This window comes from Citrobacter sp. C5_2 (genome assembly GCF_014596845.2).
Lineage (GTDB): Bacteria > Pseudomonadota > Gammaproteobacteria > Enterobacterales > Enterobacteriaceae > Citrobacter > Citrobacter werkmanii.
In genome coordinates this window covers 2,596,131-2,618,905 of record NZ_CP115032.1, presented here as the reverse complement: position 1 = coordinate 2,618,905, position 22,775 = coordinate 2,596,131, and the positions used below count along the sequence as shown (strand labels likewise).

The 22,775-nt window shown below is 52.3% G+C and carries 17 protein-coding genes and 1 pseudogene; 12 read left to right on the top strand and 6 right to left on the bottom strand.

Annotation, left to right across the window (positions count from 1 at the left end):
• Positions 1–17: 17 nt before the first annotated feature.
• From fdnI to fdnG, 3 genes are read right to left on the bottom strand one after another with little or no spacing between them, the layout of a single operon-like run.
• Positions 18–674, bottom strand: coding sequence for a formate dehydrogenase-N subunit gamma (fdnI, locus tag ICA20_RS12810; RefSeq protein WP_038640638.1), 657 nt, complete (start codon positions 672–674; stop codon positions 18–20).
• Positions 667–1,551, bottom strand: a complete 885-nt coding sequence (fdnH, locus tag ICA20_RS12805; RefSeq protein WP_038640640.1) for a formate dehydrogenase N subunit beta — start codon at positions 1,549–1,551, stop codon at positions 667–669. Before fdnH ends, fdnI begins: the two co-directional genes overlap by 8 nt.
• A gap of 12 nt (positions 1,552–1,563) precedes the next feature.
• Positions 1,564–4,611, bottom strand: coding sequence for a formate dehydrogenase-N subunit alpha (fdnG, locus tag ICA20_RS12800; RefSeq protein WP_149282259.1), 3,048 nt, complete (start codon positions 4,609–4,611; stop codon positions 1,564–1,566).
• A gap of 286 nt (positions 4,612–4,897) precedes the next feature.
• On the opposite strand from fdnG, the gene yddG reads away from it, so the two are divergent.
• From yddG to ICA20_RS12785, 3 genes are all read left to right on the top strand, one after another.
• Positions 4,898–5,779 carry an aromatic amino acid efflux DMT transporter YddG gene (gene yddG, locus ICA20_RS12795; protein ID WP_038640646.1) on the top strand — a complete coding sequence of 294 codons (882 nt, stop codon included), beginning with the start codon at positions 4,898–4,900 and terminating at the stop codon, positions 5,777–5,779.
• 460 nt (positions 5,780–6,239) lie between these two features.
• On the top strand, positions 6,240–7,319 hold the full coding sequence (gene ompD / locus ICA20_RS12790) for a porin OmpD (RefSeq protein WP_038640648.1): 1,080 nt from the start codon (positions 6,240–6,242) through the stop codon (positions 7,317–7,319).
• 143 nt (positions 7,320–7,462) lie between these two features.
• Positions 7,463–7,843, top strand: a complete 381-nt coding sequence (locus ICA20_RS12785; protein WP_087856632.1) for a GFA family protein — start codon at positions 7,463–7,465, stop codon at positions 7,841–7,843.
• Here ICA20_RS12785 and ICA20_RS12780 read toward each other — a convergent pair whose 3' ends face one another.
• On the bottom strand, positions 7,844–9,331 hold the full coding sequence (locus tag ICA20_RS12780) for an MFS transporter (protein ID WP_038640652.1): 1,488 nt from the start codon (positions 9,329–9,331) through the stop codon (positions 7,844–7,846).
• A gap of 117 nt (positions 9,332–9,448) precedes the next feature.
• Between ICA20_RS12780 and ICA20_RS12775 the strand changes: the two genes are divergently transcribed.
• From ICA20_RS12775 to ICA20_RS12745, 7 genes and pseudogenes are all read left to right on the top strand, one after another.
• Entirely contained in the window at positions 9,449–10,027 is a 579-nt protein-coding gene (locus tag ICA20_RS12775; protein WP_038640653.1) for a TetR family transcriptional regulator, read from the top strand.
• Between the two features lie 211 nt (positions 10,028–10,238).
• Positions 10,239–11,624, top strand: a complete 1,386-nt coding sequence (locus ICA20_RS12770; RefSeq protein WP_038640655.1) for a NarK family nitrate/nitrite MFS transporter — start codon at positions 10,239–10,241, stop codon at positions 11,622–11,624.
• An 86-nt stretch (positions 11,625–11,710) separates the two neighbouring features.
• The gene (locus tag ICA20_RS12765; protein WP_038640657.1) at positions 11,711–15,451 is read left to right on the top strand and encodes a nitrate reductase subunit alpha; all 3,741 of its coding nucleotides are present in this window, start codon (positions 11,711–11,713) and stop codon (positions 15,449–15,451) included.
• Entirely contained in the window at positions 15,448–16,992 is a 1,545-nt protein-coding gene (narH, locus tag ICA20_RS12760) for a nitrate reductase subunit beta (protein WP_038640659.1), read from the top strand. The genes ICA20_RS12765 and narH overlap by 4 nt, the downstream gene beginning before the upstream one ends.
• Positions 16,992–17,687, top strand: a complete 696-nt coding sequence (narW, locus tag ICA20_RS12755; RefSeq protein WP_038640661.1) for a nitrate reductase molybdenum cofactor assembly chaperone — start codon at positions 16,992–16,994, stop codon at positions 17,685–17,687. Before narH ends, narW begins: the two co-directional genes overlap by 1 nt.
• Complete coding sequence (gene narI, locus ICA20_RS12750; RefSeq protein ID WP_038640663.1) at positions 17,684–18,364, top strand: respiratory nitrate reductase subunit gamma; 681 nt, start codon at positions 17,684–17,686, stop codon at positions 18,362–18,364. Before narW ends, narI begins: the two co-directional genes overlap by 4 nt.
• 30 nt (positions 18,365–18,394) lie before the next feature.
• Positions 18,395–18,667 (top strand): annotated as a pseudogene (locus ICA20_RS12745) (PhzF family phenazine biosynthesis isomerase); the annotation flags it as partial.
• A 59-nt stretch (positions 18,668–18,726) separates the two neighbouring features.
• Here ICA20_RS12745 and nhoA read toward each other — a convergent pair.
• Positions 18,727–19,572 carry an N-hydroxyarylamine O-acetyltransferase gene (nhoA, locus tag ICA20_RS12740; protein WP_038640665.1) on the bottom strand — a complete coding sequence of 282 codons (846 nt, stop codon included), beginning with the start codon at positions 19,570–19,572 and terminating at the stop codon, positions 18,727–18,729.
• Between the two features lie 157 nt (positions 19,573–19,729).
• On the opposite strand from nhoA, the gene ICA20_RS12735 reads away from it, so the two are divergent.
• Positions 19,730–20,302 carry a flavin reductase family protein gene (locus ICA20_RS12735; protein WP_038640667.1) on the top strand — a complete coding sequence of 191 codons (573 nt, stop codon included), beginning with the start codon at positions 19,730–19,732 and terminating at the stop codon, positions 20,300–20,302.
• A gap of 213 nt (positions 20,303–20,515) precedes the next feature.
• The gene (locus tag ICA20_RS12730; RefSeq protein WP_038640669.1) at positions 20,516–22,492 is read left to right on the top strand and encodes an alkyl sulfatase dimerization domain-containing protein; all 1,977 of its coding nucleotides are present in this window, start codon (positions 20,516–20,518) and stop codon (positions 22,490–22,492) included.
• 38 nt (positions 22,493–22,530) lie between these two features.
• On the opposite strand, the gene pptA is transcribed toward ICA20_RS12730, so the two are convergent.
• On the bottom strand, positions 22,531–22,758 hold the full coding sequence (pptA, locus tag ICA20_RS12725) for a tautomerase PptA (RefSeq protein ID WP_038640671.1): 228 nt from the start codon (positions 22,756–22,758) through the stop codon (positions 22,531–22,533).
• Positions 22,759–22,775 lie beyond the last annotated feature (17 nt).

Sequence of the window (22,775 nt, the reverse complement as noted above, 5' to 3'; positions counted from 1 at the left end):
GGAGGTAACGTCAGGGATTAGTTTACCCCTTCCTCGCTCTCTTTTTTCGCTTCTTGTCTTTCGACTTCGCGATACCAGCGCGGGTGATGTTTCTTCGCCCAGCGACGGCTCACTTTCCCTTCGATCATGCCTTTAATAGAGCCTTTCACCCAGAATGCCATATACATATGGATGAGGATGGCGTGCATCAGAATAATGCCTGCCGCCGCATGGATCAGCAGGCTATAACGCACGACCTGCATCGGGAAGAACTGCGCAAAGTACGGACGCCAGATAATAATGCCGGTAATCAGCAGCACGAAAATCATGCTCATGATCGACCAGAACATCATTTTCTGTCCGGCGTTGTACTTGCCCACATCCGCCACTTTATGTTCATTGCCTTTCAGCACTTCCACAATGTTTTTCAGCCACGGAATATCTTTTTTATCCGGGATGTTGTGGTGAACAAAGCGTACAAACATGAACATTAACGCCACGAAGATCAGCAGCCCGAAGAACGGGTGCAAAATACGCCCCATCTGCGGCGTACCGAAAGTCTGCGTCAGCCATTGCAGAGTCGGGAAGAAAAATGAAATCCCCGACAGCGCCACCAGGAAGAAGCAGATCACCACCGTCCAGTGACAGGCGCGGTCGATAAACTTCGTGCGCACAATCATTTTCGACTTACTCATGATGATCCTCCTCGTCGTCGTCCACTTCCTTATTCGGACCAATACCAACGTAGTGGTAAATAAGTCCGGCGAAGGTGGCGATAAATCCGGCTGCGGCCAGCGGTTTCAGCGCCCCTTTCCACAGATTGATAGAGGTATCAATTTGCGGATCTTTCGGCAGGCCGTGGTACAGCTCCGGCTGGTTGGCATGATGCAGAACGTACATCACATGCGTCCCCCCCACACCTTCCGGGTTGTAGAGTCCGGCGTGTTCGAAACCGCGAGCTTTCAGTTTGGCCACCCGCTGTTCGCCCATTTCCAGCATTTCCTGCTTGGTGCCGAAATGTATTGCCCCTGTTGGACAGGTCTTGACGCAGGCAGGCTCCTGCCCGACGCTGACGCGGTCCACACACAGCGTACATTTATACACGCGGTTATCCTCTTTATTGAGGCGCGGAATATTAAATGGACATCCGGCAATACAGTAGCCGCAGCCAATGCAGTGCTCTGACTGGAAATCGACAATCCCGTTGGCGTACTGAATAATCGCCCCGGCAGACGGGCACGCCTTCAGGCAGCCCGGATCTTCACAGTGCATACAGCCGTCTTTACGAATTAGCCACTCAAGCTTGCCGTTCTGTTCGGTTTCGCTAAATCGCATCACCGTCCAGGATTTGGCGCTGAGATCGGCGGGGTTGTCATATACCCCGACGCAATGACCGACTTCATCGCGGATATCGTTCCACTCTGAACATGCCACCTGGCAGGCCTTACAGCCTATACAGGTGGACACATCGATCAGTTTCGCGACCTCTGCTTTGTAATCACGAGCCTGAGGCGGCGGCGTGATGGAGTTTGTTGCGGACCGTTTGATGATGTCCTGCGTTTCCATAGACATATATTCGCCCCCTTACGCCTTCTCGATGTTTACTAAAAACGCTTTGTATTCCGGCGTTTGCGAGTTTGCATCACCGACATTCGGCGTCAGGGTGTTGGCGATATAGCCTTTACGCGCGACTCCTTCAAAGCCCCAGTGGATCGGGATCCCAACCGTTTCGACCTGCTGACCGTTGACGTTCAGGGTACGCAGACGACGCGTAACCACCGCAACTGCGCGAATAAATCCACGCTTGCTGCTGACTTTCACGCGATCGCCGTTATTGATACCTTTCGCTGCCGCCAGCGTTTCGCTGATTTCCACAAACTGTTCTGGTTGAGCAATCGCATTCAGCAATGCGTGCTTGGTCCAGGTATGGAAGTGTTCGGTCAGACGATAAGTCGTCCCAACGTACGGGAAGTCCTGTTTGGTTCCCATGCGTAGCTTATCCGCCTCGTACAGACGGGCTGCCGGGTTGGAGATTACGTTCGGGTGCAGCGGGTTGGTACCCAGCGGCGTTTCCATTGGCTCGTAGTGTTCCGGGAACGGCCCTTCCGCCATCTTATCAATGGCGAACAGACGACCCAGACCTTCCGGCTGCATGATAAACGGATTGGTGCCGCTGCCAGGCGCCGCGGTGTTGAAGTCCGGGATGTCGTTCCCCGTCCACTTTGTACCGTTCCACTGGATCAGCATGCGTTTTGGATCCCACGGTTTACCCTGCGGATCCGCCGACGCGCGGTTATACAGAACGCGACGGTTCAGTGGCCATGCCCATGCCCAACCCAGCGTATTACCCAGCCCTGACGGGTCGGCGTTATCGCGGTTGGCCATCTGGTTGCCCTGCTCGGTCCAGCTACCGGTATAAATCCAGCAGGAAGATGAGGTTGTGCCATCATCACGCAGCAGCGCAAAGCTATTGAGCAACTGGCCTTTCTTCGCAATCAGCACACCGTTGGCATCATAGAGATCTTCCAGCGCATAGCCGTTGTTCTCTTTCGCCACTTCCTCTGAATGCGGTTCGTCCGGCTGCTTATAGTTCCAGCTCATTTTCAGCACGGGTTCAACTGCTTTACCGCCTTCAGTGCGGTACATGTCGCGCAGACGGTGGTAAATGCCGGCCAGAATTTCGCCATCGTTACGGGCTTCGCCCGGCGCGTCCTGACCTTTCCAGTGCCACTGCAGCCAGCGACCGGAGTTGGAGATTGAGCCATCCTCTTCCGCAAAGCAAGTTGACGGCAAACGGAAGACTTCGGTCTGGATAGATGCCGGATCAACGTCGTTCGATTCGCCGTGGTTTTGCCAGAACGTTGAGGTTTCTGTCACCAGCGGATCGATAACGACCAGATACTTCAGTTTGCTCAGGGACTGCACCACTTTGTTTTTGTCCGGGAAGGACGCAACCGGGTTAAAGCCCTGACAGATGTAGCCGGTGACTTTTCCGCTATCCATCATATTGAAGTATTTGATGACGTCGTAGGACTGATCCCACTTCGGCAGCCACTCAAAGCCCCAGTCATTCTCTTTCTGCGCCGCATTGCCGTAGAAAGATTTCATCAGGCTAACGAAAAACTTCGGATAGTTGCCCCAGTAGTTAACCTGATCGGCCAACGTCGCTTTTGGCGTGTTCGCGGCCAGATAGGTTTGCAGATCTGTCTGTTTTTCTGACGGTAGCGTCAGGTAGCCCGGCAAACTGGTAGAGAGCAGTCCTAAGTCTGTTAACCCCTGAATGTTGGAGTGACCGCGCAAGGCGTTGACACCGCCGCCGGCCATCCCCATGTTGCCGAGCAGCAACTGGATCATCGCCATGGTGCGGATGTTTTGCGCCCCGACGGTATGCTGCGTCCAGCCCAGCGCATACAGGAAGGTGGTTGTGCGATCGACCGCGCTGGTGGAAGCCAGCACTTCGCAGACTTTCAGGAAGTCTTCTTTTGGCGTACCGCAGATATTTTCCACCACATCTGGCGTGTAACGGGATACATGCTGTTTCAGCAGGTTCCACACGCAGCGCGGATGGCTTAATGTTTCATCGCGTTTGGCGTAGCCGTTTTCATCGAACTGATAGTTCCAGGACGATTTATCGTACTGACGTTTATTCGCGTCATACCCGCTGAACAGACCCTCTTCGAAAGCAAAATCATCCCGCACCAGCAGGCTGGCGTTGGTGTAATGCTTAACGTATTCAGCGTTGATTTTGTTGTTTTCAATCAGGTACAGCAAAACGCCGGACAGGAACGTAATGTCCGTGCCGGAACGAATCGGTGCGTAAATATCCGCCACCGAGGCTGTACGTGTAAAACGTGGGTCAACAACAATCAGCGTAGCGTCATTGTTGTTTTTAGCTTCCATCGCCCAGCGGAACCCCACCGGATGTGCTTCAGCGGCGTTACCGCCCATCACCATCACGACGTTAGCATTTTTAATGTCAACCCAGTGGTTGGTCATCGCACCGCGACCAAATGTTGGAGCAAGACTTGCTACCGTTGGTCCGTGTCAGACGCGCGCCTGGTTGTCTACTGCCAGCATGCCGAGTGAGCGCACAAATTTTTGCGTCAGCATGCCGGTTTCATTACTTGCTGCAGATGCGCACAGCATCCCGGTGGAAAGCCAGCGGTTAACCGTTACGCCCTGCTCATTTTTCTCAATAAAGTTGGCGTCACGGTCAGTTTTCATCAGCTTCGCGATGCGGGAGAAAGCTTCATCCCAGCTGATACGCTGCCATTTGTCGGAACCAGGAGCGCGATATTCCGGGTAACGCAGACGGTTTTCACTGTGTACGTAATCCAGTAATCCTGCGCCCTTAGGACATAATGCCCCCCGGCTCACCGGATGATCCGGATCCCCTTCAATATGGTAAATCGACTCTTTGGCGTTTTTTGCTCCATCACCCAGGCTATACATTAATAGCCCGCAACCTACGGAACAGTATGTGCAGGTGTTTCGGATCTCTTTGGCGCGTAATAACTTATAGTTTCGCGCCTGAGCCAGTGCCATTTTGGGTGCAAAACCCAGAGCGGCTACTGTTGTTCCCGCCATACCGCCCGCGCAGATTTTAAAAAATTGTCTGCGGCTGACGTCCATTGCTTTCCTCTTTTTTGCAGGGATTCGTACAAGAAATCTCTCAAAGTGCGTAATCGAGGCAGCCTGAAAGATGACATGTACAACTTCGCGACGAAACTATCAGCTATATCCATATTTTTTTTGCGTCAAATCAAAAACGAAACGGTTCCGCTACTAAATAGTGCACTTTGTTTAACCCTTGTACCCATAAGGAGGTATGCAAAAGGTAATTAATTAGCGTGCTACGGTGTAAAAGTGCTATAAATTTCAGCTTATTTTTTGCCAGTGGTATGGACAGAGAAACAGAATGACAAAACAAAAAGCAACGTTAATTGGTCTGATTGCCATCGTACTCTGGAGCACGATGGTTGGACTTATTCGGGGAGTGAGTGAGGGACTGGGGCCTGCTGGCGGCGCAGCGATGATTTTTTCATTAAGCGGTCTGTTGCTCATATTTACTGTCGGATTTCCAAATATCAGAAAAATTCCTGTTCGCTATTTAATCGCCGGTAGCGTGCTTTTTGTTAGCTATGAAATTTGTTTAGCACTGGCCCTGGGTTATGCCGCTACCCGTCATCAGGCTATTGAAGTAGGGATGGTAAATTATCTCTGGCCAAGCCTGACGATATTGTTCGCCATATTATTTAATGGTCAAAAATCAACCCGGCTGGTCATTCCTGGATTAATTATCGCATTGACCGGTGTTTGTTGGGTATTAGGTGGTGAAAACGGCCTCAATCCTGGCGAAATTATCAGCAATGTTGCCAGTAGTCCACTCAGCTATTTTCTCGCCTTTCTGGGCGCTTTTATCTGGGCCACATATTGCACAGTGACCAATAAATATGCAAAAGGCTTTAACGGCATCACGGTGTTCGTCTTACTGACAGCCGCTAGTCTGTGGGTTTACTATTTTGTCACCCCTCAGCCGGAAATGGTTTTCAGCACTCCGGTGACGATTAAAATGTTCACTGCAGCATTAACGTTAGGATTTGCCTATGCTGCGTGGAATATTGGTATTTTGCACGGTAATGTCACCATTATGGCGGTGGGTTCTTATTTTACTCCCGTACTGTCCTCCGCGCTTGCCGCCGTGCTACTCAGCGCCCCGCTATCACTTTCTTTCTGGCAAGGCGCGCTGATGGTTTGCGCTGGCTCGCTACTTTGCTGGTTGGCAACGCGCCGCGCCTGAAAAAAAACCGGGTTTTATCACAAATAAATAAAATCCGGCTATACTTTAGCCAGGCTGATGGATAATTATTGCGCATTGCACTTGTGTTTTTTGTTTATATTTGTTTAATTAAATGTTAAATATATGATTATTAGTTAACGCGCGAAAGTATTTCATGTTTATCTATAACCCTCCGCATGTATATATTATACAAGCGAAACTAACGCCATTTAAACCATAGCTGCCATAATAGTCCCCTGCGTAAATATATCTCATCAGATTTGTCACATATTAATATTAATACAATCAGCTGTATTATGTAGATCTGGATCACACAACTTCAAATATTTCGCAATATTATGAAACTTATTATTGAACTTATACCACTGCGTCATTTAAAAATGGTTTGCCATTGACGAACCCCTTCGTTTAGCAATGGTTTAGGAAACACACCAAGAAAAAATTATAAGGATTATTTAGAATGAAACTTAAATTAGTTGCAGTGGCAGTGACTAGCCTGTTGGCGGCAGGTGCAGTAAACGCGGCTGAGGTATATAACAAAGACGCAAACAAACTGGATATCTACGGTAAAGTTCACGCTCAGCATTATTTCTCTGATGACACCAGCAGCGATGGCGACAAAACCTACGCACGTCTGGGCTTCAAAGGCGAAACTCAGATCAATGACCAACTGGTTGGTTTTGGTCAGTGGGAATATGAATTCAAAGGCAACCGTTCTGAAGATCAGGGTTCCGAAGCAGACAAAACCCGTCTGGCATTCGCTGGCCTGAAATTCGCTGAATACGGTTCTTTCGACTACGGTCGTAACTACGGCGTAGCTTACGACATCGGCGCATGGACCGACGTTCTGCCAGAGTTCGGTGGCGATACCTGGACTCAGACTGACGTATTCATGACCCAGCGTGCTACCGGCGTTGCAACCTACCGTAACACCGATTTCTTCGGTCTGGTTGAAGGTCTGAACTTCGCTGCTCAGTATCAGGGCAAAAACGATCGTAACAATGAAGTAGAAGCAAACGGCGACGGTTTCGGTCTGTCTACTACTTATGAGTACGAAGGTTTTGGCGTTGGTGCGACCTACGCGAAATCTGACCGTACCGACCGTCAGGTTCGTAACGGTAACAACGGTCTGTACGCATCCGGTCAGAATGCGGAAGTATGGGCTGCTGGTCTGAAATATGATGCGAATAACATCTACCTGGCGACCACCTACTCCGAAACCCGCAACATGACTACGTTCGGTAAAATCGACGGTATTGCTAACAAAGCTCAGAACTTTGAAGCTGTTGCTCAGTACCAGTTCGACTTCGGCCTGCGTCCGTCCGTTGCTTACCTGAAATCCAAAGGTAAAGATCTGGGTTATTTCGGCGACCAGGATCTGGTTGAATACGTAGATCTGGGTGCTACCTACTACTTCAACAAAAACATGTCTACCTTCGTTGATTACAAAATCAACCTGCTGGATGACAACAACTTCACCCGCTATGCAGGTGTAAGCACTGACAACATCGTGGCTGTTGGTCTGAACTACCAGTTCTAATTTTGTTGTAGTCTGAATACAAAGCCAGTCCTTTCAGGGCTGGCTTTTTCTCTTGATGTAGTCTCGGTCATAAGGAGTATGCCGTGCAGACGTTCACTGGTCGTTGTCTTTGCGGACAGAGTCATTTTACCGTTGACGTCGAAATGCTGGATGTCTATGCCTGCCACTGTACGTTGTGTCAGAAATGGTCGGGTGGCATCGCTATGTATCTGGAGGCCAGCGCTCATCCGCAGATGTCGCCGGATTCAGCCCAACCCTCACACTTTCCTTCTTCAAATCGTGGTGAACGTTTCTTCTGTTCCGGCTGTGGGTGCCCGCTGTGGTTTACCCTGACGGGTAGTGAACGCTATTTTGTGCCGTGGACGCTACTGGAACTTAACGAGGTAGATCGCCGCCGCCTGGTGTTAGCGGCAGAGATCTATACGGAAACTCAACCTGCCTTCTGGAGACTTACGGGGCAATACGCTCGCTTGAGTGGAAAAGAAGTCGAAGAGATGGATTACCCCTGTCATTTAGCCCACTAGTTATTGACGCTGTAGCTTTGCCAGACTGAACCACATCCCTATCGCTAATACGATAAGCATACTGCCAGCGCTGCTTAAGGCCACGCTATGTGACCAGGTAAAGGCTTCTCTGGCAGCCGCCAGCAATGCCTCACTCAGCGACGACGGGAGCGAATGCGCAAGTTGCACCGCTTCGCCCATTGATGATGAGGCGCGCTCTATCTCCTGCGGATTAAGTCCGGCAGGCGGCAGAATCGAGGCAGAAAAGCTCCGGCTCAACAGCAAGCCAAAGATAGCGATGCCAAGCCCGGCGCCAAGTTCATAAGCCATTGTCTCAATGGCGCCAGCAGCGGCCGCTTTTTCTGCCGGGGCTGCGGCCATGATCGCCGCCGTTGAGGCCAAAAGCGCACTCGCCGCGCTGAATCCGAGCAAGGCCATTAATACCCAGGCCTGTATCTGCTGCGTACTGAAATCCGTCATCGCCAGACCGTAAAAACTGACGGCGCTGAGCGCCATGCCCGCCGTTGCCACACAACGTAATCCCAGACGTGACACCAACATGCCGGCAATGGGGCCGCTGAAACCACTTGCCAGCATCACCGGTAGCATAAACAGACCGGCCTGATACGGCGTCAAACCGTGCACAAACTGGAGCTCCTGAGCCATCAGCAGTTCGAACCCAACCAGCGTAATCATCGCGGTCATTGCCATCACTACGCCGCTTAAGATAATGCGATGCGTAAACAGCCGCATATCAATCATTGGCCGCGAAGCGGCAAGCTGGATACGGACAAACTGCCCCAACAGCAATGCTCCGGTTAACAATGTCAGCACGATGGCAGTGGTCGCGATATGACCTTTCAGGGCGGTTTTGGCGCTATAGACCAGCAGCAGAATAGCGACAATCAGCATTATCGCATGACCAAAATTTAACGATTGATCGCGACGTCCAGCCTGGCGCGGCACGAAACGAGCCGTCAATGCCATTACCACCACAACAATAGGCACATTGATTAAGAACACGGATCCCCAATAGAAGTGCTCCAGCAGTATGCCGCCCACTAATGGCCCAAACGCCGCGCCGCCGGAACCGACAGCGGCCCAGACGCCGAGCGCCATATTGCGATGACGCTGTTCGGCAAAGGTGGCGCGAATACCCGCGAGCGTAGCCGGAACAATCATCGCCGCCCCGATCGCTAATACCGCCCGCGTGGCAATCAGCCAGCTGGCGCTGTGGGCAAACGCAGCGGCCAGCGATGCCAGGCCAAATAAGCCCCCACCCAACAGCAGCAGACGTTTAAAACCGATGCGATCGCCCAATGCCCCCATTGGCAACACCATGCCAGCCATGACCAGCGAATAAATATCAATAATCCACAGCAGCTCGTTACCACTGGCACCCAGCGTCATACTCAGCGTGGGCGCGGCAACGTGCAGCACCGTTGCATCAATCGCAACAGGGATGTAGACCAGTACAATAATGACTAACGTTAACCACTGACGAAACATAAAACTCCCTAACAAAACCGAAACTGGACACATGTCCAGCTTTAGCGATCCTACGGAAAATTGAACGTATGTCCAACTTTTTGTTAGACTGCGTGCTATAGAGATACAGGAGGAATGATGAGCTATCTGAACCGGGATGAACGTCGGGAAGTGATTCTGCAAGCGGCGATGCGCGTTGCACTGGAAGAAGGGTTTACTGCCATGACCGTACGACGTATAGCGGCGGAAGCCCATGTGGCGACGGGTCAGGTGCATCATCACTTTTCCTCTGCCGGAGAACTCAAGTCTCAGGCTTTTGTGCGCCTGATCCGTACCCTGCTTGATGCTGAACTGGTCAGCGAAAACGCCAGTTTTCGGGAACGGCTGCATGCCATGCTGGGCAGCGAAGATGGCGGGTTCGAACCCCATATCAGGCTGTGGCGTGAAGCACAGGTGCTGGCAGATAAAGATCCTGAGATCAAAAGCGCCTATCTGCTGACCATGCGGATGTGGCATGAGGAAACGGCTAACATCATCACTCAGGGACAGAAAGCCGGTGAGTTTTTATCCACCCCAGATGCCGCCGATGTCGCATGGCGTTTAATCGCACTGGTCTGTGGCCTGGATGGTATGTATGTGTTGGGCATAGAGGAAATGGCCGATCCCGCTTTCGAGCACCACCTGGATCGTATGATTACGCTTGAGTTATTTAGTTGATGTTATAGATGAACAAACAATACATCATTTAAGTTTACAATTAGTAACACTTAACCAACCTGTAATTCTCCCCTTATCCCGCGTTATTGCGCTTTTTTATCTATTCTTTCAGTCAATATTCCCAAAACCTTTCAATAGTTTCTAAAAAGAAGCCGCGCGGCCTGTATGCGTTTATTTCTTTTTCATGAACGGCATGTGCATGGAGAATAATATGTCATCATCAAATGAGAAAAATAATCGTTATCTTTTGACTGACTGGAAACCAGAAAACCCCGCCTTTTGGGAAAACAAAGGCAAGCACATTGCCCGTAGAAATCTTTGGATATCAGTAAGTTGCCTTTTGCTTGCCTTCTGCGTCTGGATGCTGTTTAGCGCCGTAGCCGTCAATCTGAATAAAATTGGTTTTAATTTCACCACCGATCAACTGTTTTTATTAACGGCATTACCCTCCCTTTCTGGTGCAATATTGCGCGTTCCCTACTCCTTTATGGTACCTATATTTGGCGGTCGCCGTTGGACCATTTTTAGCACGATTATTCTGGTTATTCCCTGCGTCTGGCTGGGATTTGCCGTGCAAAATACCGCTACTCCGTTTGGAGTATTTATTATTATTGCGCTGATGTGCGGTTTTGCTGGCGCTAACTTTGCCTCCAGCATGGGCAATATTAGTTTTTTCTTCCCCAAAGCAAAGCAAGGCAGCGCGCTGGGCGTTAACGGCGGTCTTGGCAACCTCGGCGTCAGCGTGATGCAGTTGATCGCGCCGCTGGTGATTTTTCTGCCCATATTTACCTTTTTGGGCGTCCAGGGCGTACCGCAAGCTGATGGCTCGTTATTGTCGCTGGCCAATGCCGCATGGATTTGGGTTCCACTTCTGCTAATAGCCACCCTGGCGGCAGGTATGGGAATGAATGATATTGCCAGTTCGAAGGCTTCTATTGCTTCCCAGTTACCGGTCCTCAAGCGTTTTCACTTGTGGCTGTTAAGCCTGCTGTATCTTGCGACCTTTGGGTCATTTATCGGCTTTTCGGCGGGCTTTGCCATGCTGGCGAAAACGCAATTTCCTGACGTGAATATTCTGCAACTGGCGTTCTTCGGCCCCTTCATCGGCGCGCTTGCGCGATCGGCGGGCGGCGTTATCTCTGACAAGTTTGGCGGTGTACGCGTCACGTTAATTAACTTCATCTTTATGGCACTGTTCAGCGCCCTGCTGTTTCTTACTCTGCCGGGGTCCGGTGAAGGAAACTTTGTCGCCTTCTATCTGGTGTTTATGGGGCTGTTCCTGACCGCGGGTCTGGGAAGCGGGTCGACCTTCCAGATGATTGCGGTGATCTTTCGCAAAATCACGATTTACCGGGTGAAACTGCGCGGTGGTACAGAGGAACAGGCCCAGCGTGAAGCGGTAACCGACACCGCCGCCGCGCTTGGATTCATCTCAGCCATTGGCGCTGTGGGCGGCTTCTTCATCCCCAAAGCGTTTGGTTCATCCCTGGCGCTAACCGGCTCTCCGGTGGGGGCTATGAAAATATTTTTGGTGTTTTACATCGTCTGTGTGCTGGTGACCTGGCTGGTCTATGGCCGTAAATCACAAAAAAAATAACGAAATGGATACCGCTGGATCGGACATTCAGGCAGGCCTGGTGTGCGATTCATCGTCGGCAATATTATCGAAGCAGGAGTTATGTCATGAGTAAACTGTTAGATCGCTTTCGCTACTTTAAACAAAAGGGCGATACGTTTGCCGAGGGGCATGGGCAAGTGATGCACACCAATCGGGACTGGGAAGACAGTTATCGTCAACGCTGGCAGTTCGATAAAATTGTGCGCTCTACCCACGGCGTGAACTGTACCGGCTCATGTAGCTGGAAAATCTACGTCAAAAACGGACTGGTGACCTGGGAGACGCAGCAAACTGACTACCCGCGCACCCGCCCTGACCTTCCAAATCATGAACCCCGCGGCTGTCCGCGCGGCGCCAGCTACTCCTGGTATCTTTACAGCGCCAACCGCCTGAAATATCCGTTAGTGCGTAAACGTTTGATTGAACTGTGGCGCGACGCCCTGACCCGCCAGTCCGACCCGGTGCTGGCCTGGGAATCGATTATGAACGACCCGCAAAAATGCCAGAGCTACAAGCAGGTACGCGGTCGCGGTGGTTTTATCCGTTCTAGCTGGAAAGAACTTAATCAGTTGATTGCCGCCGCCAACGTCTGGACGGTAAAGACCTACGGCCCGGATCGCGTGGCCGGATTTTCACCTATTCCGGCAATGTCGATGGTCTCCTATGCCGCAGGCACGCGTTATCTTTCCCTTCTTGGCGGCACCTGCCTGAGCTTTTATGACTGGTATTGCGACTTACCGCCTGCGTCGCCAATGACCTGGGGCGAACAGACCGACGTTCCTGAATCCGCCGACTGGTATAACTCCAGTTATATTATTGCCTGGGGTTCTAACGTCCCACAGACCCGTACGCCTGACGCGCACTTTTTTACCGAAGTGCGCTACAAAGGCACTAAAACCATTGCCATTACGCCAGACTACTCGGAAGTCGCCAAACTGTGTGACCAGTGGCTGGCACCAAAACAAGGCACCGACAGCGCGCTGGCGATGGCCATGGGCCACGTCATCCTGAAAGAGTTCCACCTCGACAGGCCCAGCGACTACTTCCTCAATTACTGCCGCCGCTATACCGATATGCCAATGCTGGTTCTGCTGGATGCGCGTGAAGACGGCAGCTACGTTCCTGGCAGAATGATGCGCGCTTCAGACCTTGTTGACGGTCTGGGCGAAAGCAACAATCCGGAGTGGAAAACCGTGGCCTTTAACAGCGACGGTGAGCTGGTCGTGCCGAACGGCTCCATCGGCTTTCGCTGGGGTGAGACGGGAAAATGGAACCTCGAGTCGTTGGCCGCAGGGGCAGAAACAGAACTTTCCCTCTCGTTGCTGGGTCAGCATGATGACGTGGCTGGGGTAGCATTCCCCTACTTTGGCGGCAACGAAAACCCCCATTTTCGCAGCGTCAAACAAGAACCTGTGCTGGTGCGGCAACTTCCGGTAAAACGTCTCACCCTCGCCGATGGCAGCAGTTGTCCGGTAGTGAGCGTTTATGATCTGGTACTGGCGAATTACGGTCTCGATCGTGGTCTGGATGACGTTCATAGCGCGCAAGATTACAGCGAAGTGAAAGCCTACACCCCGGCCTGGGGGGAACAAATCACCGGCGTGCCACGCCGTCATATCGAACAAATCGCCAGAGAGTTTGCCGATACGGCACACAAAACTCACGGCCGGTCGATGATCATCCTCGGGGCTGGCGTTAACCACTGGTATCACATGGATATGAACTACCGTGGCATGATTAACATGCTGGTGTTCTGTGGCTGCGTGGGGCAAAGCGGCGGTGGCTGGGCGCACTATGTGGGTCAGGAGAAACTGCGTCCGCAAACCGGTTGGTTACCGCTGGCGTTTGCGCTGGACTGGAACCGCCCGCCGCGTCAGATGAACAGCACTTCGTTTTTCTATAACCACTCCAGCCAGTGGCGTTATGAAAAACTCACCGCGCAGGAGCTCCTCTCTCCGCTGGCCGACGCGTCGAAATTTAGCGGACATTTAATCGACTTTAACGTACGCGCCGAAAGAATGGGCTGGCTGCCGTCCGCCCCGCAGCTTAACCTCAACCCATTGACCGTGAAAGCGAAGGCTGAACAGGCTGGCTTGTCCCCTGTGGAATACACCGCACAGGCGCTGAAATCGGGTGATATCCGTTTTGCCTGCGAGCAGCCGGACAGCGGCCACAACCATCCGCGCAACCTCTTTGTCTGGCGCTCTAACCTGCTCGGCTCCTCCGGTAAAGGGCATGAATACATGCTCAAATATTTGCTGGGTACCGAAAGCGGGATCCAGGGAGAAGCGCTCGGTTCAAGCGAGGGCATTAAACCTGAAGAGGTGGAATGGCAGGCTGCGGCGATTGAAGGCAAGCTTGATCTGCTGGTCACGCTCGATTTCCGTATGTCCAGTACCTGTCTGTTCTCCGATATCGTTCTGCCGACCGCCACCTGGTACGAAAAAGATGATATGAACACCTCGGATATGCATCCGTTTATTCACCCGCTGTCGGCGGCGGTCGATCCGGCGTGGGAATCGAAGAGCGACTGGGAAATCTATAAAGGCATCGCCAAAGTGTTCTCGGAGGTCTGTGTCGGGCACCTTGGGCAAGAAACCGATGTCGTCCTGCAACCACTGCAACACGACTCACCAGCAGAACTGGCGCAGCCGTTTGACATCCTCGACTGGCGTAAAGGCGAATGCGATCTTGTTCCAGGAAAAACTGCGCCTAATATCGCCGTCGTGGAGCGTGACTACCCTGCCACCTACGAACGTTTTACCTCGCTCGGCCCGCTAATGGACAAACTCGGAAATGGTGGCAAAGGTATCTCCTGGAATACCCAGACCGAGGTCGATTTCCTCGGCAAGCTGAACTACACCAAACGCGAAGGTCCGGCGAAAGGTCGACCGCTGATCGACACCGCACTGGATGCGTCGGAGGTGATCCTCGCCCTGGCGCCGGAAACCAACGGTCAGGTGGCAGTCAAAGCCTGGGAAGCGCTGGGCGCCATGACCGGACGCGACCATACGCATCTGGCGTTGAACAAAGAAGATGAGAAGATCCGTTTTCGCGATATTCAGGCGCAGCCGCGCAAAATTATCTCCAGCCCTACCTGGTCCGGTCTTGAAAGCGAACATGTCTCCTATAACGCAGGCTATACCAACGTCCACGAGCTGATCCCATGGCGCACCCTGTCCGGTCGCCAGCAGTTGTATCAGGATCACGCGTGGATGCGTGCATTTGGTGAAAGCTTGGTGGCCTACCGTCCGCCTATCGACACCCGCAGCGTTAGCGAAATGCGCGACGTTCCGCCTAACGGTTTCCCGGAAAAAGCGCTCAACTTCCTGACGCCGCATCAGAAATGGGGGATCCACTCCACCTACAGCGAAAACCTGCTGATGCTGACGCTGTCGCGCGGCGGCCCCATCGTCTGGATCAGCGAGACCGATGCCAAAGAGTTGGGTATTGAAGATAACGACTGGATCGAAGCCTTTAACGCCAATGGCGCGCTTACCGCCCGTGCGGTAGTGAGTCAGCGCGTGCCACCGGGAATGACCATGATGTATCACGCTCAGGAACGAATCATGAACATTCCCGGCTCAGAAGTCACCGGGATGCGTGGCGGGATCCATAACTCGGTCACCCGCGTTTGCCCGAAACCGACGCATATGATCGGTGGCTATGCGCAGTTGGCGTACAGCTTTAACTATTACGGTACGGTCGGCTCTAACCGCGATGAGTTCATCATGATTAGAAAAATGAAAAATATTAACTGGCTGGATGATGAAGGTCGCGATCAGGTACAGGAGGCGAAAAAATGAAAATACGCTCACAGGTAGGCATGGTTCTTAATCTGGACAAGTGTATCGGCTGCCACACCTGCTCCGTCACCTGTAAAAACGTCTGGACCGGGCGCGAAGGGATGGAATATGCATGGTTTAACAACGTTGAGACCAAACCAGGCATTGGTTATCCGAAAAACTGGGAAGATCAGGAAGAGTGGCAAGGCGGCTGGGTTCGTGATGTCAACGGCAAGATAAGACCGCGTCTGGGCGGCAAGATGGGGGTGATTACCAAAATATTCGCCAACCCGGTGATCCCGCAAATCGATGATTACTATGAACCGTTTACCTACGATTATCAGCATCTGCATAGCGCACCGGAAGGCAAAAACCAGCCCACTGCGCGTCCACGTTCGTTGATCGACGGTAAACGGATGGACAAGATTATCTGGGGCCCCAACTGGGAAGAGCTGCTCGGCGGCGAGTTCTCAAAACGCGCCCGTGACCGAAACTTCGAGAAAATGCAGAAGGAGATGTACGGTCAGTTCGAAAACACCTTCATGATGTATTTACCGCGACTCTGTGAACACTGTCTGAACCCAAGCTGTGTCGCCACCTGCCCGAGTGGTGCCATCTATAAGCGTGAGGAAGACGGCATTGTGCTGATCGACCAGGACAAATGCCGCGGTTGGCGTTTGTGTATCAGCGGTTGTCCATACAAGAAAATCTATTTTAACTGGAAGAGCGGTAAGTCAGAGAAGTGCATTTTCTGTTACCCGCGGATTGAATCCGGCCAGCCGACGGTATGTTCGGAAACCTGCGTTGGGCGTATCCGTTATCTCGGTGTATTGCTGTACGACGCCGACCGCATAGAGGAAGCGGCCAGTACCGAGCATGAGACCGACCTGTATGAGCGTCAGTGCGATGTGTTCCTCAATCCGCACGATCCGGCGGTCATCGAAGAGGCGTTAAAACAAGGCATTCCACAGAATGTTATCGACGCCGCCCAACGTTCGCCGGTCTACAAAATGGCAATGGACTGGAAGTTGGCGCTGCCATTACATCCTGAGTATCGCACCCTGCCGATGGTCTGGTATGTGCCGCCGTTGTCACCGATTCAGTCGGTCGCTGATGCCGGTGGCCTGCCGCACAATGGCAATATTTTACCGGCGGTGGAATCACTGCGTATCCCGGTACAGTACCTCGCCAATATGCTAAGCGCTGGCGATACCGCCCCGGTACTACGCGCGCTCAAACGCATGATGGCGATGCGCCACTATATGCGCTCACAAACCGTCGAAGGCGTGACGGATACCCGCGCCATTGAGGAAGTCGGTCTGACCGTTGAGCAGGTGGAGGAGATGTATCGCTATCTGGCTATCGCCAACTATGAAGACCGCTTCGTGATTCCGACCAGCCACCGTGAAATGGCGCGCGACGCTTTCCCGGAGAAAAACGGTTGTGGTTTCACCTTTGGCGACGGCTGTCACGGTTCGGATACCAAGTTCAACCTGTTTAACAGCAGCCGTATTGATGCCATCGACATTACCGAAGTGCGCGATAAAGCGGAGGGTGAATAATGCAAATCCTCAAGGTTATCGGACTGCTGATGGAATATCCGGACGAACTGCTGTGGGAGTGTAAAGACGACGCGCTGGCGCTGGTGTCCAGCGATGCCCCAATGCTTATCGAATTTAGCCAGGCACTGCTCAATGCGCCATTACTGGATAAGCAAGCCGAATGGTGCGAGGTGTTTGATCGGGGGCGCGCCACCTCTCTGCTGTTGTTCGAACATGTCCATGCCGAGTCGCGTGATCGCGGCCAGGCGATGGTTGATCTGCTGGCGCAGTACGAAAAGGTCGGGCTCCAGCTAAACTGCCGCGAGCTGCCGGATCATCTACCGTTGTATCTGGAGTATTTAAGCGTGCTGCCGGAGGCCCAGGCCAAAGAAGGTTTACAGAATGTCGCCCCCATTCTGGCACTGCTTGGCGGTCGCTTAAAACAGCGCGATACGCCGTGGTATCAGTTGTTTGACGCCTTGCTGCTACTTGCCGGTAGCCCCCTTTCAAGTGACAGTGTCACCAGACAGGTTGGCGCAGAAACACGTGACGATACCCGTCAGGCCCTGGATGCGGTCTGGGAAGAGGAACAGGTGAAGTTTATCGAAGATAACGCCACCGCTTGTGACAGCTCACCGTTACAAAACTATCAACGACGCTTTAGCCAGGACGTGGCGCCGCAGTATGTCGACGTCAGCGCGGGAGGTCCGAAATGATACAGTATCTGAACGTCTTCTTTTACGATATCTACCCGTATTTGTGCGGCACGGTGTTTATCCTCGGCAGTTGGTTGCGTTACGACTACGGGCAATACACCTGGCGCGCCTCTTCCAGTCAAATGCTGGACAAACGCGGTATGGTGTTATGGTCAAACTTGTTCCATATCGGCATTCTGGGGATTTTTTTCGGTCACCTGTTTGGCATGCTGACCCCGCACTGGATGTATGCCTGGTTCCTGCCGATTGCGGTGAAACAGCAAATGGCAATGATTCTCGGCGGTGTCTGCGGCGTGTTAACGCTGGTTGGGGGCGCGGGTTTGCTGGTGCGCCGTCTGACGAATCCACGCATTCGCGCAACATCATCCACCGCTGATATTCTGATCCTGTGCATTCTGCTGGTTCAATGCATTCTCGGCTTAACCACTATTCCGTTCTCCGCACAGCACCCTGACGGTAGTGAAATGCTGAAACTGGTCGGTTGGGCGCAGTCGGTGGTGACTTTCCAGGGGGGCGCATCTGCGCATCTGGATGGCGTGGCGCCGATATTCCGTGCTCATCTGGTGTTAGGCATGACGATATTCCTACTGTTTCCGTTCACTCGTCTGGTACACGTGTGGAGTGCGCCGTTTGAGTACTTCACCCGCCGCTATCAAATTGTACGCTCGCGCCGCTAATTGCCTCTGATGCCTGGTGGCCTAAACGCCACCGATGGACGCATGTTTTCACCCGCAATTGGTATTGTGGAAGATCCAGTCACCGGCAATGCCAACGGGCCGATGGGCGCGTGGCTGGTTCATCACCGACTGATGGCGCATGATGGCAAAACGTTACGTGTTCAGGGGCATCAGGGCCGCGCGCTGGGTCGTGACGGTATAGTTGATGTGACGGTCGTTATTCGTGATAACCAGCCGGAAAAAGTCACCATTACCGGTTCGGCGGTGATCCTGTTTCATGCTGAGTGGGCAATAGATTTTTAATCTATTTCTGTGGGCCGGATATGGCGATTACGCCGCATCCGGCACTATTCCCGATGGTGTTATTTCCCCGCTTCCGGGTGCGTATCAAACGCCGCCATTACCGTCGCCAATTCTTCTTCAGTAAATCCATGCTTCACATCATCCACGCCCAATCCAAACCGCGCCTGCAATAAGGCGTACAGGCTGGCGACGTCAGGCAGATTAATCTGCTCTACCGCATGGCCATCCTGATAATGGGTAAAATGAAAATTGGTTAACGTAAATTTACCGCCGTCTGGCAGATGACGGCACATCAGCAGATGGTGACGAAAATGCGACTGCGGCCAATGCGCCGACCAGAAGTTGCCCATCAGATAATCGCTCTGATGCTGCATAACCAGGTCAAAACGGTACATTGATTGCCAGTGTTCGTGATGAAGGAACTGCAAAATCCAGTCTTCACCTTCCTGAATCAGACGATACTCTCCGTGTGGTGTGTGCTGTGCAACATCTGCCTGCAGACGAATCGGCGCTGTCAGCGTTTGCCCACCGAATCCGACGTCAGCGATCCACTGCTCTCCCTGTAGCTCAACCAGCAGCAGACGATGCGTGCGTGGCGGTAGGCTTGACGGATTCGCCAGTACCACACGTCCAAGTAAACTGCGAACGGTAAAACCGATTTCGCGGAGCGCCCGCTCAAATAACCCATTTTGCTCAAAACAATAACCGCCGCGACGCGCCGTTACCAGTTTCTCTTCCAGCGATGCGTCGTCGAGTTGCATTTCGCGTGGCAGCAGCACATCGAGATTTTCAAAAGGAATGGCGCTGTTGTGCAGTAAATGTAGCGCTCGCAGGGTTTCAATGTTGACGTTGGCCGAACCTGACCAGCCAATACGGGCAAAATAAGCGTTTAAAAAAGGCGTCATACCAGCTTCCTGTTTGTGTAATGTTGTACTTATAACGCATTTTTAATTTTACGCTGTCGATTTTGTGCGTTGTTCTTCCTCACGAGGCGACAAAATCGCTAATACCGTTAATATCTAAGTTAATTGTGGTGTGTTATCTCTCAGCCAAGGAGCATCCATGAGCCATTTTCGTCCTCTCGAACTAAAACATGCCAGTCGACTGCTAAATCACGGCCCTACCATTTTAATTACCAGTCGGGACGATCATACAGAGCGGCGGAATGTGATGGCTGCTGCGTGGTCAATGCCCGTTGAGTTTGAACCACCACGTATCGCAATTGTGGTTGATAAAACCGCCTGGTCGCGGGAACTGATTGAACGCAGCGGCATGTTTGGCATCGTTATTCCGGGGGTTGCCGCCGCCAACTGGACCTGGGCCGTTGGCAGCGTTTCCGGTCGCGTGGAAGATAAATTCAACTGCTACGGCATTCCTGTGGTGCAAGGACCGGTGTTGGGTTTACCGCTGATAGAAGCAAAATGCCTGGCCTGGATGGAATGCCGTCTACTGCCTGCAACGGCGGCACAGGAAAAGTATGACACCCTGTTTGGGGAAGTGGTCTCGGCGGCCGCTGATGAGAGAGCCTTCGTGGAAGGACGATGGCAGTTTGATGATGACAAGCTCACTACCCTGCATCACCTTGGGGCCGGAACGTTTGTCTCCAGCGGGAGACGCATTACCGCAGGTGAATAATTGTCTGCTAACGAATGGCGGCTCATGCTTTTCATCCCTCATCGTCTTCTTAAAACTTCTGAAAAACCAGTCGGATGAATCGCTGTCCTTCCTTGCTGAATCATTTGCGTGAATTATAGTTAAACTTGCTCTAACTCAAATATCTATTCCAAACCCAATCAGTCAAAGCAGCATCCCCCAACTGTACTTATAAAGTGTCAGAGAGGTTTTACGATGCAACTGAATAGAATCGCACAAAGTTTTATCCTTGCCGGGTTACTCACCTCTGCCTCTGCTCCCCTGATTGCCGCTGAAGCGCCAAAGGACGCAACCGCTTCCACGCAACAAGCGAACAATGCGCTTTTCAATCAACTGCCCTTCTCCGATAACACCGACTTTACCGATGCTCATAAAGGCTTCATCGCCCCTATTCCTCAGGATGTGATCAAAGGTGAGCAAGGAAATGTCATCTGGAATCCGCAACAATATGCGTTCATTAAAGAAGGCGATAAAGCCCCGGATACGGTAAATCCGAGCCTGTGGCGTCAGTCCCAGTTGATCAACATCAGCGGACTGTTTGAAGTGACGGAAGGCGTTTACCAGATCCGCAACCTCGATCTGTCCAACATGACGATCATTGAAGGTAAAGAAGGCGTCACCGTTGTTGACCCGCTGGTATCAGCAGAAACGGCCAAAGTCGGGATGGATCTTTACTTTAAAAACCGCGGTCAAAAACCCGTTGTCGCGGTGATTTATACGCACAGCCACGTTGACCATTACGGCGGCGTGCGCGGCGTTGTTGATGAACCAGACGTTAAAGCGGGCAAAGTGAAGATTTATGCACCTGCCGGCTTTATGGAAGCGGCGGTGGCTGAGAATATCATGGCCGGCAACGTTATGAGCCGTCGCGCGAGCTATATGTACGGCAATCTACTAAAACCTGATGCCAAAGGTCAGGTTGGTGCCGGACTGGGAACCACGACCTCCGCGGGAACCGTCACCCTGATTGCGCCAACCAATATAATTGAAAAAGATGGGCAAAAAGAGGTCATTGATGGCCTGACCTATGACTTCATGTTGGCCCCAGGCTCCGAAGCGCCGTCAGAAATGTTATGGTATATCGAAGAGAAGAAACTGATTGAGTCTGCTGAAGACGTCACCCACACCCTGCACAACACCTACTCCCTGCGCGGGGCCAAAATTCGTGAGCCGTTGCCATGGTCCAAATACATCAACGAAGCGATTGTACGCTGGGGAGATAAAGCAGAAATCCTGATGGCGCAGCACCACTGGCCAACCTGGGGTAATGACAAAGTCGTGAACCTGTTGAAAAGCCAACGAGATCTGTATCGTTACATCAACGACCAGACGCTGCGTATGGCTAACGAAGGTCTGACCCGCGATGAAATCGCCGCGAACTTTAAACTGCCGGACTCACTGGCGCATACCTGGGCTAATCGCGGTTACTATGGTTCCGTCAGTCATGATGTGAAAGCGACCTATGTGCTCTATCTCGGCTGGTTTGATGGCAACCCGGCAACGCTGGATGAACTGCCGCCGGAAGAAGCGGCGAAGAAATTCGTCGACTATATGGGCGGAGCGGACGCCATTCTGCAGAAAGCGAAAGCCGACTATGACCAGGGTAACTATCGCTGGGTGGCCCAGGTGGTGAGCAAAGTGGTGTTTGCCGATCCCAATAACCAGGCCGCGCGCAACCTGGAAGCTGATGCGCTGGAACAGCTAGGATACCAGGCTGAATCCGGCCCGTGGCGCAACTTTTACCTGACCGGCGCGCAAGAGCTGCGTAATGGTGTGGTTAAAGGCCCAACCCCTAACACTGCCAGCCCGGATACCGTACGCGCTATGACGCCGGAAATGTTCTTCGACTATCTGGCGGTACATATTAACGGGCAGAAAGCGGGTGATGCCAAATCGGTGTTTAACATCGACCTTGGCAGCGACGGTGGTAAATATAAGCTTGAACTGGAAAATGGCGTGCTAAACCATACCGCCAATGCCGAAGCAAAAGAGGCTGACGCCACGATCACATTGAGTCGCGACACGCTCAATAAAATCATCCTCAAGGAAGTGACGCTGAAACAGGCGCAAGACAGCGGTGATGTGAAGATAACCGGCGACGGCGCTAAACTTGACGCTATGCTCGGCTATATGGATAAGTTCGAATTCTGGTTTAACATCGTTACACCGTAAACCTGTTGAAAACGGGCGGAAAATTCGCCCGTTTTATCTCACATGCTGTAGCCAGGTTTTTTAATCAACGTTGCCATCTGCGGCTTAATCTCCGCATCCCACACGCCCTGCCATACCTCTGGCTCAACTTGATTCAGCGCCACGCTTACCGAGCTGTCTTTGCTTTGCAAATGACGAATAATGACGTCGGTAATATCCGCCGCCAGCGCGGATTTTTGCTCGTCGCTCAGATCGCGGGGAAAACATTTAATATCAACGTGCGGCATAGCAGGTTCCTTATTGT